General features: G+C 68.8%; 15 protein-coding genes, 1 other RNA gene and 1 pseudogene. 11 read left to right on the forward strand and 6 right to left on the reverse strand.

Annotated elements, in window-relative coordinates; all coding sequences use genetic code 11:
• Nucleotides 1–5: 5 nt before the first annotated feature.
• Nucleotides 6–1,406 (reverse strand): asparagine--tRNA ligase, encoded by a 1,401-nt coding sequence (asnS, locus tag EAT51_RS11770; RefSeq protein WP_130518193.1) that lies wholly within the window; start codon nt 1,404–1,406, stop codon nt 6–8.
• Between the two features lie 151 nt (nt 1,407–1,557).
• On the opposite strand from asnS, the gene EAT51_RS11775 reads away from it, so the two are divergent.
• From EAT51_RS11775 to EAT51_RS11820, 10 genes are all read left to right on the forward strand, one after another.
• On the forward strand, nt 1,558–1,896 hold the full coding sequence (locus tag EAT51_RS11775; RefSeq protein ID WP_130518194.1) for a HesB/IscA family protein: 339 nt from the start codon (nt 1,558–1,560) through the stop codon (nt 1,894–1,896).
• A gap of 265 nt (nt 1,897–2,161) precedes the next feature.
• Complete coding sequence (gene rpsF / locus EAT51_RS11780; RefSeq protein WP_130518195.1) at nt 2,162–2,590, forward strand: 30S ribosomal protein S6; 429 nt, start codon at nt 2,162–2,164, stop codon at nt 2,588–2,590.
• A 12-nt stretch (nt 2,591–2,602) separates the two neighbouring features.
• Nucleotides 2,603–2,833, forward strand: a complete 231-nt coding sequence (gene rpsR, locus EAT51_RS11785) for a 30S ribosomal protein S18 (protein ID WP_093137332.1) — start codon at nt 2,603–2,605, stop codon at nt 2,831–2,833.
• A 171-nt stretch (nt 2,834–3,004) separates the two neighbouring features.
• Complete coding sequence (gene rplI, locus EAT51_RS11790) at nt 3,005–3,454, forward strand: 50S ribosomal protein L9 (protein WP_130518196.1); 450 nt, start codon at nt 3,005–3,007, stop codon at nt 3,452–3,454.
• Nucleotides 3,455–4,392: 938 nt separating this feature from the next.
• Nucleotides 4,393–5,799, forward strand: coding sequence for a replicative DNA helicase (locus EAT51_RS11795; protein WP_165394507.1), 1,407 nt, complete (start codon nt 4,393–4,395; stop codon nt 5,797–5,799).
• An 81-nt stretch (nt 5,800–5,880) separates the two neighbouring features.
• On the forward strand, nt 5,881–7,296 hold the full coding sequence (locus EAT51_RS11800; protein ID WP_130561664.1) for a cryptochrome/photolyase family protein: 1,416 nt from the start codon (nt 5,881–5,883) through the stop codon (nt 7,294–7,296).
• A gap of 133 nt (nt 7,297–7,429) precedes the next feature.
• Entirely contained in the window at nt 7,430–8,119 is a 690-nt protein-coding gene (locus EAT51_RS11805; RefSeq protein ID WP_130561665.1) for a YiaD family glycine zipper/OmpA-like lipoprotein, read from the forward strand.
• A gap of 180 nt (nt 8,120–8,299) precedes the next feature.
• Complete coding sequence (locus EAT51_RS11810; protein WP_130531552.1) at nt 8,300–9,529, forward strand: MFS transporter; 1,230 nt, start codon at nt 8,300–8,302, stop codon at nt 9,527–9,529.
• Nucleotides 9,530–9,800: 271 nt separating this feature from the next.
• On the forward strand, nt 9,801–10,796 hold the full coding sequence (locus EAT51_RS11815; RefSeq protein ID WP_130561666.1) for a carbohydrate kinase family protein: 996 nt from the start codon (nt 9,801–9,803) through the stop codon (nt 10,794–10,796).
• 8 nt (nt 10,797–10,804) lie between these two features.
• The gene (locus EAT51_RS11820) at nt 10,805–12,058 is read left to right on the forward strand and encodes an AGE family epimerase/isomerase (RefSeq protein ID WP_425478191.1); all 1,254 of its coding nucleotides are present in this window, start codon (nt 10,805–10,807) and stop codon (nt 12,056–12,058) included.
• Nucleotides 12,059–12,078: 20 nt separating this feature from the next.
• Here EAT51_RS11820 and EAT51_RS11825 read toward each other — a convergent pair whose 3' ends face one another.
• Entirely contained in the window at nt 12,079–12,324 is a 246-nt protein-coding gene (locus tag EAT51_RS11825; RefSeq protein WP_130518208.1) for a hypothetical protein, read from the reverse strand.
• A gap of 5 nt (nt 12,325–12,329) precedes the next feature.
• Nucleotides 12,330–12,729, reverse strand: a transfer-messenger RNA (tmRNA) gene (ssrA, locus tag EAT51_RS11830).
• Nucleotides 12,730–12,887: 158 nt separating this feature from the next.
• On the opposite strand from ssrA, the pseudogene EAT51_RS11840 reads away from it, so the two are divergent.
• Nucleotides 12,888–15,333, forward strand: a pseudogene (locus EAT51_RS11840) (S8 family peptidase).
• A 34-nt stretch (nt 15,334–15,367) separates the two neighbouring features.
• Here EAT51_RS11840 and EAT51_RS11845 read toward each other — a convergent pair.
• The 3 genes from EAT51_RS11845 to EAT51_RS11855 are packed head-to-tail and all read right to left on the reverse strand — an operon-like array spanning nt 15,368 to nt 17,446.
• Entirely contained in the window at nt 15,368–16,099 is a 732-nt protein-coding gene (locus EAT51_RS11845; protein ID WP_130518212.1) for a DUF6796 family protein, read from the reverse strand.
• Nucleotides 16,096–16,293: a hypothetical protein gene (locus EAT51_RS11850; protein WP_130518213.1), complete on the reverse strand. Its 198-nt coding sequence runs from the start codon at nt 16,291–16,293 to the stop codon at nt 16,096–16,098. The genes EAT51_RS11845 and EAT51_RS11850 overlap by 4 nt, the downstream gene beginning before the upstream one ends.
• Nucleotides 16,294–16,321: 28 nt before the next feature.
• Complete coding sequence (locus tag EAT51_RS11855; RefSeq protein WP_205953544.1) at nt 16,322–17,446, reverse strand: PepSY-associated TM helix domain-containing protein; 1,125 nt, start codon at nt 17,444–17,446, stop codon at nt 16,322–16,324.
• Nucleotides 17,447–17,448: the final 2 nt, after the last annotated feature.

Here is a 17,448-nt window from a genome sequence, read left to right on the forward strand (position 1 = left end):
GGCGCTCAGAACTCCGCGTTGCCCGGCGCGCGCGGGTAGGGGATCGCGTCGCGGATGTTGGACAGGCCGCAGACGTAGACCACCAGGCGCTCGAAGCCCAGGCCGAAGCCGGCGTGCGGCACCGTGCCGTAGCGGCGGAAGTCGCGGTACCAGCCGTAATGCGACGGATCCAGGCCGAACTGCGCCATGCGCGCGTCCAGCACGTCCAGGCGCTCCTCGCGCTGGCTGCCGCCGATGATCTCGCCGATGCCGGGCGCCAGCACGTCCATCGCCGCGACAGTCCGGCCGTCGTCGTTCAGGCGCATGTAGAAGGCCTTGATGTGCTCGGGGTAGTTGGTCACCACCACCGGGCGGCCGACGTGTTCCTCGGTCAGCCAGCGCTCGTGCTCGGTCTGCAGGTCCAGGCCCCATTCGACCGGGAAGTCGAACTTCTTGCCGGACTTGCGCAGCAGCTCGATGGCATCGGTGTAGTCGATGCGTTCGAACGGCGCGTTGATGAACGCCTCCAGCTTGCTGATCGCGGTCTTGTCCACGCGCTCGGCGATGAAGCTCAGATCGTCCATGCGCTCGTCGAGCACGGCCTTGAACAGGTATTTGAGGAACTCCTCGGCCAGACGCGCGTCCTCGGCCAGGTCGGCGAAGGCGATCTCCGGCTCGATCATCCAGAACTCGGCCAGGTGCCGGGTGGTGTTGGAGTTCTCGGCGCGGAAGGTCGGGCCGAAGGTGTAGACCTTGCTCAGGGCCAGGCAGTAGGCCTCGACGTTGAGCTGGCCCGACACGGTCAGGAAGGTCTCCTTGCCGAAGAAGTCGCGGCCGAAGTCCACCTCGCCGGCGGCGTTGCGCGGCAGGTTGGTCAGGTCCAGTGTGGAGACGCGGAACATCTGCCCGGCGCCCTCGGCGTCGGAGGTGGTGATGATCGGCGTGGAGATCCAGTTGAAGCCGTTCTCATGGAAGAAGCGGTGCACCGCTTGGGCCAGGCAGTTGCGGATGCGGGTGACCGCGCCGAACAGGTTGGTGCGCGGGCGCAGGTGCGCGACCTCGCGCAGGAACTCCAGCGAGTGCGCCTTGGGCTGGATCGGATAGGTCTCCGGATCCTCGACCCAACCGACCACCTCGACCGATTCGGCCTGGATCTCGAAGCGCTGGCCCTGGCCCTGCGAAGCCACCAGGGTGCCGGTGGCGATCACCGCGCAACCGGCGGTCAGGTGCTTCACCTCGGACTCGTAGTTGGGCAGGGTGTTGGGCGCCACGACCTGAATGGGGGCGAAGCACGAACCGTCGCTGACGTTGACGAAGGACAGGCCGGCCTTGGAGTCGCGCCGCGTGCGCACCCAGCCGCGTACCGTCACCTCGCCGCCGGCCGGGAGCTTGCCCGCCAGCGCATGTTCGACGCTCACCACCGTCATGTCTTGAATCCCGGCCCGTTCGGCTCGATCTGAATGAACGCGCAAGTCTACCGGTTGGCGCACGCGGCGGGCACGCTCCGTTCGCTCCGTGGCGCCACCGGCGGCGCACCCACACCTTATAATTCCGGTCCGCAACATCGCAGGCATCGTCATGGCCATCACTCTCACGCCGCTCGCCCACCAGCGCGTCCAGCGCTTCGTCCAGTCCACGCCCGGCGCGCTGGGCCTGCGCTTCGGCGTGACCCGCACCGGCTGCTCGGGCTGGGGCCATGTGACCGACCTGGCCCGCGAGCAGCGCGAAGACGACACCGTGTTCGAGCAGGACGGCGTGCGCATCTATGTCGATGCCGACAGCCTGCCGCTGGTGGACGGCACCCGGATCGACTTCGGCAAGCGCGGTCTGGGCGAGGAGTTCCTGTTCGCCAACCCCAATGCGACGGCCGAATGCGGCTGCGGCGAGAGCTTCACCACCGACGCCAACGCGGCCTGAGGCATCAGGGAGCGGCAAGCGGGGCAGGGGGCAAGCGCGTCGCTGACGCCGCCTGCGCAGCCTTGGTGCTAGCTCCGGGTTACGGGCCGGTAGCCGCCCGAATCGCGCCCAATCCCCGCGCGATTGCACGCAACCCCTTGACCTGACATAATTTCCTGCTCCCTGCTGGCCGCCAGGCCGTCGGGGCTCTTGCTCCACCGCATCGGCGGGGGGCTGTCCGGCCGGCGGCATCGCGCCTTCGGCCATCATCCGAAAGGGAACGACAATGCGTTTTTACGAAATCGTGTTCCTGGTCCACCCGGACCAGAGCGAGCAGGTGCCGGCCATGGTCGAGCGCTACAAGGTCATCATCGAGAACGGCAACGGCAAGATCGTGCGTCTGGAAGACTGGGGCCGCCGCCAGCTGGCCTATCCGATCCAGAACCTGGTCAAGGCCCACTACGTGCTGATGAACGTCGAAGTCGACCAGGCCACCCTGACCGAGCTGACCGAGACCTTCCGCTTCAATGACGCCATCCTGCGTCACCTGATCATGAAGCGCGACGGCGACGTGGCCGACACCGAGATGTCGATCATCATGAAGAGCAAGGACGAGAAGGGCGACAAGCCCGAGCGCGGCGAGCGCCGCCGTCGCGACGACGAAGGCGACAACGCCAAGTCCGACGACGATTCCGACTCCGCCGAAGCCGCCTAAGGAACCCTGACCATGTCCAAGTTCTTCCGTCGCCGCAAGTTCTGCAAGTTCACGGCCGAAGGTGTCAAGGAGATCGACTACAAGGATCTCAACACCCTGCGCCAGTACCTGACCGAGACCGGCAAGATCGTCCCCAGCCGCGTCACCGGCACCAAGGCGCGCTACCAGCGCCAGCTGCAGACGGCCGTCAAGCGCGCCCGTTTCCTGGCCCTGATCCCGTACACCGACAACCACGACGTCTGAGTGCGGAAGTGAGTGGCGGCTAGCGCCGCAGGGAGTGCGTAGTGAGCAAAGCTTCGGCTGTCGCTCGCTCCTCGCTCCTCTCCACTCACCCCTGCTTCAACGACACCCGTCCTATTCGGACAGCAACCGTTGCGGCGCTCCTGCGCCGCTAACGAATAACGGAGCAAAGAAATGGATCTGATCCTCCTGCAGAAAGTGACCAACCTGGGCGTCCTGGGCGACAAGGTCAGCGTCAAGCCGGGCTACGGCCGCAACTACCTGGTGCCGCAGGGCAAGGCCGTGCCGGCGACCGCCGCCAACGTGGCCGAGTTCGAGGCCAAGCGCGCCGAGTACGAAGCCAAGGCCAAGGCCATCCACGACGAGGCCTCCGGCCGCGCCGGCAAGTTCGAAGGCGCCAGCGTCACCGTCAAGGCCAACGCCTCGACCGAAGGCAAGCTGTTCGGCTCGGTCGGCCCGCGCGACATCGCCGAGGCCTTCACCGCCGCCGGCCTGCCGCTGGAGAAGAGCGAAGTGGTCATGGGCGAAGGCCCGCTGCGCAACATCGGCGAGTACGACGTGCTGCTGAAGCTGCACGCCGACGTGGAAACCACCGTCAAGGTGGTGGTCGAAGCCGAAGCCTGATCCTTCAGGCAACGCGGTTCGATACGACGGGCGCCGCGAGGCGCCCGTTTTCGTTGGGGTCTTCTTCGCAAGGTTGGTTGATCGCGACGTGCGTGCGTGGGACTTCGGAAGGGGCAGCGGTCCGGCGGGCGGTGGCCGCTTATCCCTCGATCAGGGCATCCTGACCTGCCTTAAGGCGCTCGGCATCCTGCCTCGCTAGGCGCGGCCACCGCCCGCCGGCCCGCTGCCTCGCGCGTTGAAGTGCTCGGCTTCGTTCTAGAAGAAGTCCCGATCTACGGCCGCATTGCTTCGACTCGACCGGGCGCAGCGCTCTTAATCTCCAGCCCTCCAAGACCAACGCACTCCGGTTTGGGAAAGATCGACCACACCGCTTGCTCCAGTGGCTCTTGGGTGCTGTGGCTTCGGTTGGGAGCAACTGTCTCCTCAAATCTTAGCGGCCTGCCTGTAGAGCGGAGCTTGCTCCGCTGCTTTTCGGCCGGATCATGGGAAGGCCCCAGCGGAGCAAGCTCCGCTCTACAGGTGGGGGCCGCCATGGCGGCGATGCGGCTCTACCGGCAATGCCTGAGCCGCGATGAAGCTTTGCCGGGAAGGCCCCGTCGCCGCCATGGCGGCTCCCACGGTCGTGGGGCCGGACAAGCAATGTTGCCCTCAGCATCTTCAGCATTTCAGGCGGGGCTGAGGCCCGGCGGCCGATGGATCGTGACTTCTGTCGAATCGAAGCCTTGAATCTCAACGCGGCCCACCCGAAGTCAGGACGCCGACACACGCAGATTCGATAGAGAGCTATCTCGACCTGCACCGCGCGCTCGCAGCCGATGAGACGGGCAGCGCACATCTTCTCCACCACTTGTCCACAGGCTTATGCATACCGGTCGAGCGGCCGGCTGACTAACATGGGCGCGCGCGTTGGCGCGTTCGCCCTTCGAGACCTCACACCCATGGCTGCACCCCGTCGCGATCGCGAATTCCGCAACGATCCCACCGATACGCGCATCGAACAGCTGCGCATGCCCCCGCACTCGATCGAGGCCGAGCAGGCCGTCCTGGGCGGGCTGATGCTGGTGCCCGATGCCTACGACCGGGTCAACGACAAGCTCACCCCGAACGACTTCTACCGCCGCGACCACCAGCTGATCTACCGCGCCATCAGCGAGCTGGCCGAGCGCAGCCGCCCGTTCGACGCGGTGACCCTGGGCGAATGGTTCGAAGGGCAGGGCCAGTCGGACCTGATCGCCGGCGGCGCCTACCTGATCGAACTGGCCAGCTCCACGCCCTCGGCCGCCAACATCACCGCCTACGCCGAGATCGTGCGCGACAAGGCGGTGATGCGCCAGTTGATCGACGTGGGCACCGAGATCGTCAACAACGGCTTCCAGCCCGAAGGCCGCGAGAGCGCCGAACTGCTGGCCGCGGCCGAGCAGAAGGTGTTCGCCATCGCCGAGGCCGGCGCGCGCGGGCGCAGCGACTTCGTGGCCATGCCCAACGCGTTGAAGGACGCGTTCTCGGTGCTGCAGGACCGCTACAACAACGGCGGCACCATCACCGGCCTGCCCACCGGCTATACCGAGTTCGACGGCATGACCGCCGGCCTGCAGCCGACCGACCTGATCATCCTGGCCGCGCGTCCGGCCATGGGCAAGACCACCTTCGCGCTGAACATCGCCGAGTACGCGGCGATCAAGTCGAAGAAGGCCGTGGCCGTGTTCTCGATGGAAATGTCCTCGGCGCAGCTGGCCCTGCGCCTGATCTCCTCCAACGGGCGAATCAACGCCCAGCGCCTGCGCAACGGCCAGCTGGAGGACGAGGACTGGAGCCGCGTCACCGCGGCCATCCGCATGCTCAAGGAGACCAAGATCTTCATCGACGACACCCCGGGCCTGTCGCCCGAGGTGCTGCGCTCCAAGTGCCGCCGCCTCAAGCGCGAGCACGAGCTGGGCCTGATCGTGATCGACTACCTGCAGCTGATGAGCGTGCCGGGCAACAGCGAGAACCGCGCCACCGAGATCTCCGAGATCAGCCGCTCGCTCAAGGGCCTGGCCAAGGAACTCAACGTGCCGGTGATCGCCCTGTCCCAGCTCAACCGCTCGCTGGAAACGCGTACCGACAAGCGCCCGGTGATGGCCGACCTGCGCGAATCCGGCGCCATCGAGCAGGACGCGGACATGATCGTGTTCATCTACCGCGACGACTACTACAACAAGGAAAATTCGCCGGACAAGGGCCTGGCCGAGATCATCATCGGCAAGCACCGCGGCGGCCCGACCGGTTCGTGCAAGCTGAAGTTCTTCGGCGAGTACACCCGCTTCGACAATCTGGCGCACGATTCGGTGGGCAGCTTCGAGTAAGCCCGTCGGCGCGCGGCTTCACCGCCCCGCGCCGGCCGGGCGTGCACCATCGCGGGCGTCTCCTTCCGCCCCAAGGCCCGCATGCCCGTCGCACTGGTCTGGTTCCGCAACGATCTGCGCCTGGCCGACAATCCGGCCCTGCACATGGCGCTGGAGGCCGGCTTCGATCCGATCCCGGTCTACATCCACGCCCCGCACGAGGAAGGCCGCTGGGCGCCCGGCGCGGCGTCCAACGCCTGGCGCCACCGCTCGCTCAAGGCGCTGAGTGCCGATCTGCACGCACGCGGCTCGCGCCTGGTCGTGCGCCAGGGCGACAGCAGCCGCGTGCTGGAGGCGCTGATCGCGCAGAGCGGGGCACAGGCGCTGTTCTGGAACCGCAAGTACGAGCCGACCACCCAGGCGCGCGATGCCACGATCAAGCAGGCGCTGAAGGACCAGGGCTTCGATGCGCGCAGCTGCAACGCCGCGCTGCTGGCCGAGCCCTGGGACGTGACCACCAAGAGCGGCGGGCCGTACAGGGTGTTCACGCCTTACTACCGCAGCGTGCTGGCCGCGCTGCCGCAGCGTGCGCTGCACGACGCCCCGCGCACGCTGCCGTCGGTGCCCGCGCGCATCGGCAGCGACGGCGTCGATTCGCTCGGCCTCAAGCCTCGGCTGGGCTGGGATGCGGGCTTCTGGGCGCATCACCAGCCCGGCGAAGCCGGCGCGCACGAGGCGCTGGAGGTCTTCGTCGACGGTGCGCTGTCGGGCTACCTGGACCAGCGCGACCTGCCGGACCGGACCGGCACCTCGCAGCTGTCGCCGCATCTGCACTTCGGCGAGATCGCACCCTGGCGGGTGATCGCGCGGCTGGAGCAGGTGCGCAGCGCCAAACTGGAGCGCGACATCGACGGCTTCATCCGCCAGCTGGTGTGGCGCGAGTTCGCCTATCACCTGATGCACCACTTCCCGCACACGATCGAGGACAACCTCAACCCGCGCTTCGACGGCTTCCAGTGGGCCAGGGCCGATGCCAGCCGGATGCAGGCGTGGCAGCGCGGTCGCACCGGCGTGCCCATCGTCGATGCGGGCATGCGTCAGCTGTGGCACACCGGCGTAATGCACAACCGCGTGCGCCTGCTCGTGGCCAGCTATCTGACCAAGCACCTGCGCGTGCACTGGCTGGAAGGGGCGCGCTGGTTCTGGGACACGCTGGTCGATGCGGACCTGGCCAACAACACGCTGGGCTGGCAATGGGTGGCCGGCACCGGCGCCGACGCCTCGCCGTACTTCCGCATCTTCAATCCGGTAACCCAGGCGCAGAAGTTCGATCCGAAGGCGCACTACATCACCCGCTGGGTGCCCGAACTAGAAGCGTTGCCGCTGCAGGCGCGCTTCGCGCCATGGGAGTCGCCCGACCTGCTTGAGCGCCTGGCGCCCGAGTATCCGCGCCGGCCCCTGGTGGATCTGTCCGAAGGGCGCGAGGCCGCGCTGGCCGCGTATGCGGCGACGCGTTGAACCTGACAGGACTACGCGCCGCTGAACCTCTCCAGGCTCGGCACTGCGCGATTCATCGGAATTTGTCGCGGTGGGCGTTAGCGTGCGCACACCGCAACACACCCGGATCCACCCCCGGAAAGGTTCTCTCACCATGAACACCTCCAAGCTGCTCTCCCGCACCCTGCTGTGCGGCGTCCTCTCCGCGACCGTGCTGGCCGGCTGCGCCACCTACACCGGCCAGACCAGCGACCCGAACGATCCCAACCGCACCCGCAACAACGCGCTGATCGGCGCCGGAATCGGCGCGGCGGTGGGCCTGCTCAGCGGCCACGATGCGACCTCGCGTCGCCAGCACGCGCTGATCGGCGCCGGCGTCGGCGGCCTGACCGGCGGCGCGATCGGCGTCTATCAGGATCGCCAGGAGGCGCAGCTGCGTCGCCAGACCGCCGGCACCGGCATCGACGTCAGCCGCGACGGCGATGTCATCAAGCTCAACCTGCCGGACGGGGTGACCTTCGACTTCGGCAAGTCCGCGCTCAAGCCGCAGTTCTATCCGGCGCTCAACAACGTGGCCGCCACGCTGAAGGAGTTCAACCAGACCATCGTGGAAGTCAGCGGCCACACCGACAGCGTGGGCAGCGATGCGGTCAACCAGACCCTGTCCGAGGCGCGCGCCAATTCGGTCGCCGACTACCTGATCGGCCAGGGCCTGATGCGTCAGCGCTTCGAGGTGATCGGCATGGGCAAGCGCTATCCCATCGCCAGCAACGACACCGAGGCCGGCCGCGCGCAGAACCGCCGCGTCGAGATCCGCGTGCTGCCGGTCGAGCAGGGCGGCTGACGAACCGCAAGTTCCACACGTCGCACGACACAACGGGCCGCATCGCGGCCCGTTGCTTTTGTGACAGCGCGCCCGCGATGGTCTCCCGCGACACCGCGCGCCGTGGAAAGCTGCGTGTGATCAGGTCGATGTTGCGGCGCGTCATAATGCACGGCCTTCCGCATCCGCCAGGCATCCCCCATGGCCACTGCGCCCACGCCCGTCACCGCGCCGGCCGCGCCCGTTTCCCGCCGCGTCTATGTGCTGATCCTCTTCGCCCTGTCGATGGGCGGTTTCGCGATCGGCGTGGGCGAGTTCGCCTCCATGGGGTTGATGCCCCATATCGCCCGCGGGCTGTCGATCAGCGAGCCGCAGGTCGGCCATCTGATCAGCGCCTACGCGCTGGGCGTAGTCGTGGGCGCGCCGGTACTGGCGATCCTGGGCGCGCGCCTGCCGAGGCGCACGCTGCTGCTGCTCCTGATGGGGTTCTATGCGCTGGGCAACCTGGCCAGCGCGCTGGCGCCGAACTACGGCGTGGGGCTGGTATTCCGCTTCATCGCCGGGCTGCCGCACGGCGCCTACTTCGGCGTGGCCGCGCTGGTGGCCGCTTCGATGAGCCCGCCCGACCGCCGCGCCGCCGCGGTCAGCCGGGTCATGCTCGGCCTGACGGTGGCGATGCTGATCGGCAATCCGCTGGCGACCTGGCTGGGCCAGGTGCTGAGCTGGCGCTATGCCTACGGGCTGGTCGGGGCGCTCGCGCTGCTGACCGTGGCGCTGGTGGCCGCCTTCCTCAAGCCGAACCCGAACGAGCCGCGCCAGGATCCGCTGCGCGAACTGCGCGACTTCCACCGCCCGCAGGTCTGGTACGCGCTGGCCATCGGCGCGATCGGCTTCGCCGGCATGTTCTGCGTGTTCTCCTACCTGGCGCCGACGCTGCTCGAGGTCACCCGCCTGGACGAGCGCTGGGTGCCGGCGGCGATGGTGGCCTTCGGCGTCGGCGGCATCCTGGGCAACGTGGGCGGCGGCTGGCTGTTCGACCGACTGCAGTTCCGCGCCACGCCGGTGGTGCTGACCTGGTCGACGCTGGTGCTGCTGGCGTTCCCCGCCAGCGCCCATTCGGTGTGGACGCTGCTGCCGGCGGTGATCGCGGTCGGCACCATGGTCAGCCTGGCGCCGGTGCTGCAGACCCGGCTGATGGACGTGGCTTCCAGCGCGCAGACCCTGGCGGCCGCGTCCAACCACGCCGCCTTCAACGTGGCCAACGCGCTGGGGCCGTGGCTCGGCGGACTGGCGATCAGCGCGGGGCTGGGCTGGACGGTCACCGGCTATGTCGGCGCGGCCACCGCCGCGGCGGGCCTGGCGCTCTACGGTCTGGCGCGCCGCGCCGAGCGGCGCGAGGCGGGCGAGGGCGCGGCCGAAGCGGCAGGCTGAGTCGGGTCGGGCGAGTGGCGCGCACCTTGCGCGTCACCTAGGCTGGCGGCTCCGACCGGCTTTCGCGCGCCTTGGTGCTGCGCTGCGGGATGCAATCCAATGCGCGGTATGCGAAATTTCAATCGATCTAAATCGGTTGAACACGGCCAAATGGCGATTCAGTCTCACCTCCCGCGCGCCCCTGCCGCGCCGTGTGCGCCAGCGCTGGCTCCCGCGCGCATGGCCGCACTGCAAGTCCGTCTCTTCCCGCTCTCTTCTGCGAATTCCCAGCATGCCGCATGACGCTGCGCCCGGCCGCCCGGCCTCTCTAGTCTGCTTCGGCGAAGTGCTGATCGACCTGCTGGCCCAACCGCCGGTCGAAGGCCAGGCCCGCGCCTTCGAGCAGTACGCCGGCGGCGCGCCGGCCAATGTCGCGGTGGCCGCCGCGCGCCTGGGCGCGGACAGCCAGTTCGTGGGGATGCTGGGGCAGGACATGTTCGGCGACTTCCTGCATGAGGCGCTGGCTGGCTTCGGCGTCGGCGTCGGCCATACCGTGCGTACCGCGCAAGCCAAGACCGCGCTGGCGTTCGTGGCCCTGGACGAGGCGGGCGAGCGCAGCTTCAGCTTCTATCGCCCGCCTGCGGCCGACCTGCTGTTCCGGGCCGAGCATTTCGACGCCGACTGTCTGGCGCGCGCCGATGTCTTCCATTTCTGCTCCAACAGCCTGACCGACACGGACTGCGCGCAGGCCACCTTCACCGGCGCGCAGCGCGCGGGCCAGGCCGGTGCCGTGGTGAGCTTCGACCTCAACCTGCGCCCGGCGCTGTGGCCGGAGGGCGTCGATCCGACGCCCACGCTGTGGCAAGGCCTGGCGCTGGCGCAGGTCGTCAAGCTCTCTCGCGAGGAGCTGCAGTTCCTCGCCGGCCACGATGCGCAGGCCGAGGCCGGCGTCATCGCCCGCCTGCTGGCCGGGCGCACCGAACTTCTGGTGATCACCGACGGGCCCGGCGAGGTGGTGTGGACCACACGCCAGGCGCAAGGACAGGTGTCGGGCTTCGCCGTGCAGGTGCGCGACACCACCGCCGCGGGCGATGCCTTCGTCGGCGGGCTGCTGGTCCGGCTGGTCGAACTGGGCGGGGCGGGCGCGGGCTTCAGCGCGTTCTGCGCCGACCCGGCCCGCGTGGAAGAAGCCGTGCGCTTCGGCACCGCCACCGGCGCGCTGGCGGTCACGCGCAAGGGCGCGTTCGCGGCCATGCCGACCCGTGCCGAAGTCCTGTCTCTGCTGTGATCAATCCGATGGACGCTGCCCCGATGCCCAACTTCCGCTCCACCGACTTCCTGCGCGAGCACATCGCGCAGACGATGGCCTTCTACCACCCGCGCGCGATCGATCCGGCCGGCGGCTTCTTCCAGTACTTCAAGGACGACGGCACCGTCTACGACGCCGGCCACCGTCACCTGGTCAGCAGCACGCGCTTCGTCTTCAACTACGCCATGGCCTGGCGCGAGTTCGAGCGTCCCGAATACCGCGAGGCGATGCTGCACGGCCTGCGCTACCTGCGCCAGGTGCACCGCAACCCGGCCAACGGCGGCTATGTCTGGACCCTGCGCGATGGCGTGCCGGAGGACACCACCAACCACTGCTACGGGGTGGCCTTCGTGCTGTTGGCCTACGCCTGCGGGCTGAAGGCCGGCGTGGAAGAAGCGCGCGGCTGGATGGACGAGACCTGGAACCTGCTCGAGCAGCGCTTCTGGGAGGCCGGCCCCGGCCTGTACCGCGACGAGGCCGACGCCGACTGGAACTTCAGCACCTACCGCGGCCAGAACGCCAACATGCACATGTGCGAGGCCATGCTCGCGGCCTGGCAGGCCAGCGGCGAGCGCCGCTACCTGGACCGCGCCCTGCTGCTGGCCGACCACATGACCCGCCGTCAGGCGGCCAAGGCCGGCGGCCTGGTCTGGGAGCATTACGACACCGACTGGAACGTGGACTGGGAATACAACAAGGACAATCCCAAGCACCTGTTCCGCCCCTGGGGCTTCCAGCCCGGCCACCAGACCGAATGGGCCAAGCTGCTGCTGATTTTGGACCGCGAGCTGGACGGCGGCATCGACTGGCTGGTGCCGACCGCGCGCCACCTATTCGACACCGCCGTGGCGCGCAGCTGGGACGAGAAGCGCGGTGGGCTGTATTACGGATTCGCACCGCTGGTGACGCCACTGCCCGCCGACGGCGGCGACATCGCGCAGCAGCCCACCCAGGTCTGCGACGACGACAAGTACTTCTGGGTGCAGGCCGAAAGCCTGGCCGCCGCCGCTTTGATCGCCCTGCGCACCGGCGATGCCAGCTATTGGGACTGGTACGACCGCCTGTGGCAGTTCTCGTGGGCGCACATGATCGACCACACCTACGGCGCCTGGTACCGCATCCTGGATGCGGACAACCGCAAGTACAGCGACGAGAAGAGCCCGGCCGGCAAGACCGACTACCACACCATGGGCGCCTGCTACGAAGTGATGGATCAGCTGCGCGCGCACGGCGCAGGTTAGTCAGCGGCTGGGTCGCTTCCCTAGCGGTCGCGGAAGCCGGTCGGACGCCAGTCGCCGCCCGGGACGAGGGCCGGCGCACCTTGCGGCGCCAGAATGAGGACCAGGTTGCGGCGGCCATGCGGCGCGGCCTGCGGATGCGGGCCCGCGGTCACGATGTAGGTCCGCCCCGCGGCGAGCACCCGTCGATCGGTCGGCGTTTCAATGTGATGGCCCGGAAACGAAGAAGGCCGCCCTCGCAGGCGGCCCGACTCGTTGAATCCCTTCAAGTGTTTGGTGGAGGTGGGGGGAATTGAACCCCCGTCCGAAGGCACTCCATGCCCGGTACTACATGCTTAGCTCACCGTTGGATCTCGCCCCGGAGCAGCACGGCGTGCGAAGCGCACCCCAGGACCAGCCTGTTTTGGTTAAGCGATGACTGACAGGCAGCCGTCAACGCCGGTTCCGTGATAATGACCCTACACCTACGAGCACGGGCACAAGTAGGTTCGGGGGTTCGCCTTAGGCGGCTTTAGAACTACAACTCAACGCTGCTTTTAGGCGGCGAGAGCGAAGTCCGAACCGTAGTTGTCGTCGTTGGCAACTATGATTTTGCCGCTGGATTTACGAGGAAAGCTGCCCCCTCGGCATGCACCAGACAATTTCGCAACCCCCGTCGAAGCCAGTGCACCCCCGGTTCGAACTGGGTCGGAAGATCGTTCCGATGCAGTCAGTGTAGGGGCGCAGGACACCGGTCACAAGGCGTGCGACGCGGCCCGGTTAGCCTGCAGTGGCCTGACCGCACCGGCTAAGGGCCGGCGTTGGCACGGATATCCATCGCCAGGAGATGCGCATGGCCAGCAAGCCACCGGCCCGCGGGGCCACCCCGTCCAAGTCCAGGTCCCCCGGGCGCAAGGCCGGCGGCACGCCCAAGGCCACGGCCGCGCCGGAGACCCCGCTGGCGCGCAGCGGCTACATGGCCGGCGCCCAGGGCAAGGCGATGACCGTGGTCTACATCCACGGCATCGGCAACAAGCCGCCGGCCGAGGTGCTGCGCTGCCAATGGGACCAGGCGCTGTTCGGCCGGGCCATGGGCGAGCGCACGCGCATGGCCTACTGGTGGACCGCAAGCGCTATCCGGTGTCCGAGGCCGGCACCTGCAGCGATCGCGACGAAGGCCCGACCATCAGCCAGGCCGAGCAGCGCGTGCTATCTGCCTTCGGCCTGCCGCCCGCCGGGGGCGATCTGCATGCGCTGGTCGATGCGCTGGCGCGCAGACCCCGCAGCAGCGTGCCCAGCTGGAAGCGGTGCTGGATCAGGTCCAGAACGGTGCGGCGCTCGAGGCGGCCGCCGGCCCCGGCGCGCGCGGCCTGTGGTCGGGTCTGAACGAGATCCTGCTGCGGCTGGTCTCGGCCGCGCTGCTGCAGGATGTGCACGATTTCTTCTTCGTCCCGGCGCGGCGCGCGGCGATGGAAGACAGCCTGCGCGAGCGGCTGATGTCCGGCGGCGGGCCGTTCGTGGTGGTGGCCCACAGCCAGGGCTCGATGATCGCCTACGAGGTGCTGCGCAAGCTCAAGGCCAGCCAGTGCGATGTCGCGCTGCTGCTGACCATCGGCTCGCCGCTGGGGCTGCCGGCGGTGCGCAGCATGTTCAAGCAGGACATCAAGCAGAAGAAGCTGCCGTTCCCGCCGTGCGTGCGCGCCTGGTTCAATGTCGCCGACCGCCGCGATCCGGTCGCGCTGGATGCCGACCTGTCCGACGACATCGCCGGCGCCGACGGCCGCTTCAGCAACTACGCCGCGCCGGGCATCAATCCGGACGGGCCGCGCAATCCGCATTCGGGCTCGGGCTATCTGTCCATCGCGCAGGTGCGCAGCCGGGTCCGCGACGTGGTCGGGGCCGGCTTCGACCAGCCGGTGACCAGCACGGTGGTGCTCAAGGACCTGTCCGACCGGATGGAGGCGATGGGCGGGGCGACGCGGCACGAGGCGCTGATCGAGCTGGACCAGCTGCCCTCCGGCCTGCGCCCGGCCGAGGTCAAGGCGGACCTGGTGGCGCGGATCCGGGCGCTTGCCGCGCCGCAGACCGGGCTATCGGGGCCGGCGCTGGATGAGGCGATCGTGCTTGAGGACACGCTGGACCGCTTCGTGTCGGCGCAGCTGACGCGTTTCGAGATCGAATCGCTGCGCAACGACTTCAAGGCGCTGAGCTTCAAGCGGCTGTGGCGCGACGCGGGCAAGCGCGCCCTGCTGGACCGCTCGCGCAGCGTGATCCAGGCCGACGCCGCGCAGAGCGCCTATCATGCGTTGGGGCAGGGCATCGGCTGGGCGGTGCTGGACACCGGCATCGCCGCCGGCCATCCGCACTTCTACCAGGCCGGCAAGCGCGACCTGGTGCCGGCGCAGTGGGACTGCACGGTGCGCGGCGCGCCGAAGCTGCTGCGACGCGCCGACGGGCGCGCCTTCACCCACATGGACCGCAGCGGCCACGGCACGCACGTGGCCGGCATCATCGCCGGGCAGTGCAGTGCGCCGTATCCGGGGCAGGACGGTGGAGCGAAGGTCGCATTCACCGCGATCGCGCCGCAGGCCCAGCTGTACGGCTTCAAGGTGCTCGACGATGAAGGCCGCGGGCGCGACTCGTGGATCATCAAGGCGATCCAGCAGGTTGCCAGGATCAACGACGAGGCCGGGCAGCTGGTGATCCACGGCGTCAACCTGAGCCTGGGCGGCTGGTTCGACGCCGAGAGCTATGGCTGCGGCTTCACCCCGCTGTGCAACGAGCTGCGCCGGCTGTGGCGGCAGGGCGTGGTAGTGGTACTGGCGGCCGGCAACGAGGGCCTGGCCTGGCTGGTCCAGCAGGACGGCGTGCCGCTGGCGGCCAACATGGACATGACCATCGGCGATCCGGCCAACCTGCAGGAGGCCATCGCGGTGGGATCGGTGCACAAGACCAACCCGCACAGCTATGGCGTGTCCTACTTCTCCTCCAAGGGCCCGACGGCCGACGGACGCTGCAAGCCGGACGTGGTGGCCCCGGGCGAGAAGATCATCTCGGCGCACTACGACTACCGCCTGCGCGAGCCGTCCACCTGGATGCTGGAAATGAGCGGCACCAGCATGGCCGCCCCGCACGTGTCCGGGCTGGTGGCCGGCTTCCTGTCGGTGCGGCGCGAGTTCATCGGCGCGCCCGACCGGATCAAGGCGTTGCTGATGGCGCACTGCACCGACATCGGCCGCGATCGCTACATGCAGGGCTGCGGCGTGCCCAACCTGGTCAAGATGCTGGCGGCGACCTAGCGTTTGGAGATCTGCGCGATCAAGGCGTTCTTGTTCACAATCTGTCGCGATGCATGCGCAGCAGGCACGACGACTGCAGGTAGAGCAGCAGCTGGGCGGCGTTGAACGCGGCGCCGGCCAGGGCGTCGGCGACCGGGCCATGCAGCAGCCGCGGCCCGCCGATGGCCAGCAGGCCGAGCAGCACGGGATTGGACGTCAACGCGAACCAGCGCGGATAGGCGCTGCGCCCGCTCGCCACGGCCAGCGAGAAGACCAGCAGGCCCAGCGCGGTGCAGGCCACCGATGGCACATAGACCAGCAGCAGCGCGTGGCGGAACTCGGCCGCCAGCGCCAGCAGCGGCAGGTGGCTGGCGGCGGGGCTCTGCAGGAGCGTCTGGTAGACCGCGCCGACAAAGTAGAACGCCGCATGCGCCAGCGGCGACCAGGCATAGCCGAGGGCCAGCAGCACCGTCGCCGGTAGCGCCCATCGCGGTCCGGCCGGACGCAGGCCACGCCACAGGTGCCAGGCGCCGAGCAGATACAGCGGCATCGCGAACACCGCCACCAGCGCGCCGGCGAGCAGCCGCCCGCGCGGCACATCGACCAGGCGTTCGGCCATCTCCGGATCGACGCTGCCGGCGTAGACCTCGAACATCAGCGGAAATTCGTCGCGGGCCGCGACATGGCCGACGATCAGCACGTCGCCGACGATCCAGCCCAGGGCGCCGAGCACGCCGGCCCAACCGGCCCACCATACCCAGTCGGGCCCATCGGCGCTCGCCTTCATCGCCGCGGTCTCGCCGCGTCGCGGCGCGCGCGACGCATCCGCCAGCCGCAGCCTGCCCCGACCAGCAGCGGTAATGCGGTCATCGCGAAGCCGACCCTGTCCCAGGCGCCCTCGGCCAGCAGCATGCCGACGATGCCGCCGATCGCGACCAGCGCCAGCGCCAGGACGAGGCAGAGCGCGCGTGCGCCGGTCATCGTCTGTCTCCCGGCGTCCACGGCCCGCTCATGATCGGGCCTCCTGCCGACGCCGGCGACGCCGGTTCCACCACAGCCAGGCGCCGTTGGCGGTCACGAACAGCGTCAGCCAGGCGCACAGCGTCCACAGGATCTTCAACGGCAGGCCGCCGTAGTCGCCGAAATGCAGCGGCTGGGACAGCACGATCGCCTTGATGTAGCCCGGCAGCTCGGCCACCACCGGCACCTGGCCGCTGACGGCGTCCACCAGGACGACCCGGAACAGGCGCTGGTCCAGGCCCTGGCCGCCGACCAGCACGGTGTAGTGGCGGTTGGTGGAGAAATCCGTGTCCGGGAAGATGATCGAGAGCACGTGCCAGCCGGCCGGCATGGCCGCCAGCGCCGCGTCGTGGGCGCGGTCGACGTCCAGCGGCGGCCGTATGCGATCGACCGGCGCGCCCGCGTACTGCCGCTGCAGCGCGCTGAGTTCGGTCTTCTGCCACAGGCCCTGCGCCAGCGTGCCGAACCCGAGCAGGAAGCCCGTCATGCTGACCACCAGCGCCCAGCCCAGCACCACCGCGCCGATGGTGTTGTGCAGGTCGAGTTGCCGCAGGCGCGGCCCGCGCCCGCGCCGCAGCAGGCCGAAGGCGACCTTCTTCACGTGCGGCCAGTACACCACCACGCCCGACAGCAGCGAGATCAGCACCAGCCCGGCGATCAGCGCGCCAAGCAGTTCGCCGGGCATGCCGAGGAACCAGTGCGCATGCAGTTCCAGCAGGAAGCCGGTCAGGGTCGAGGTCGCGCGCGTCGGCGCATCGGCCACCGGCTGCGCATCGGCCAAGCGGGTATAGCGCAGCCGATAGTGGTCGAACCCGCGTTCTGCCTTAGGCGCGGTCAGCAGCAGCGCCACGCCGGGATGCCCCTGCGCATCGATGCCGACGCTGAGCACGCGCTCGTCGGGGAAGGCCGCCAGCATGTGCTCGACCGACTCGCGCAGCGGCCGCTGCGACGCCAGCTCCGCGCGCTGCGCGGTGGGCACGGTTCCCAGCGCCGCGTCGATCTCTTCATGGAAGATCAGCACCGTGCCGGTCAGGCACAGGATCAGGAAGGGCAGGGTGGCCACCAGGCTGCACCAGTGATGCAGCCACAGGTTGCCTCGATACCAGCGCGACATGC

Origin of the sequence: Pseudoxanthomonas winnipegensis (assembly GCF_004283755.1) — a bacterium.
In the GTDB taxonomy this organism is placed as follows: Bacteria; Pseudomonadota; Gammaproteobacteria; order Xanthomonadales; family Xanthomonadaceae; genus Pseudoxanthomonas_A; species Pseudoxanthomonas_A winnipegensis.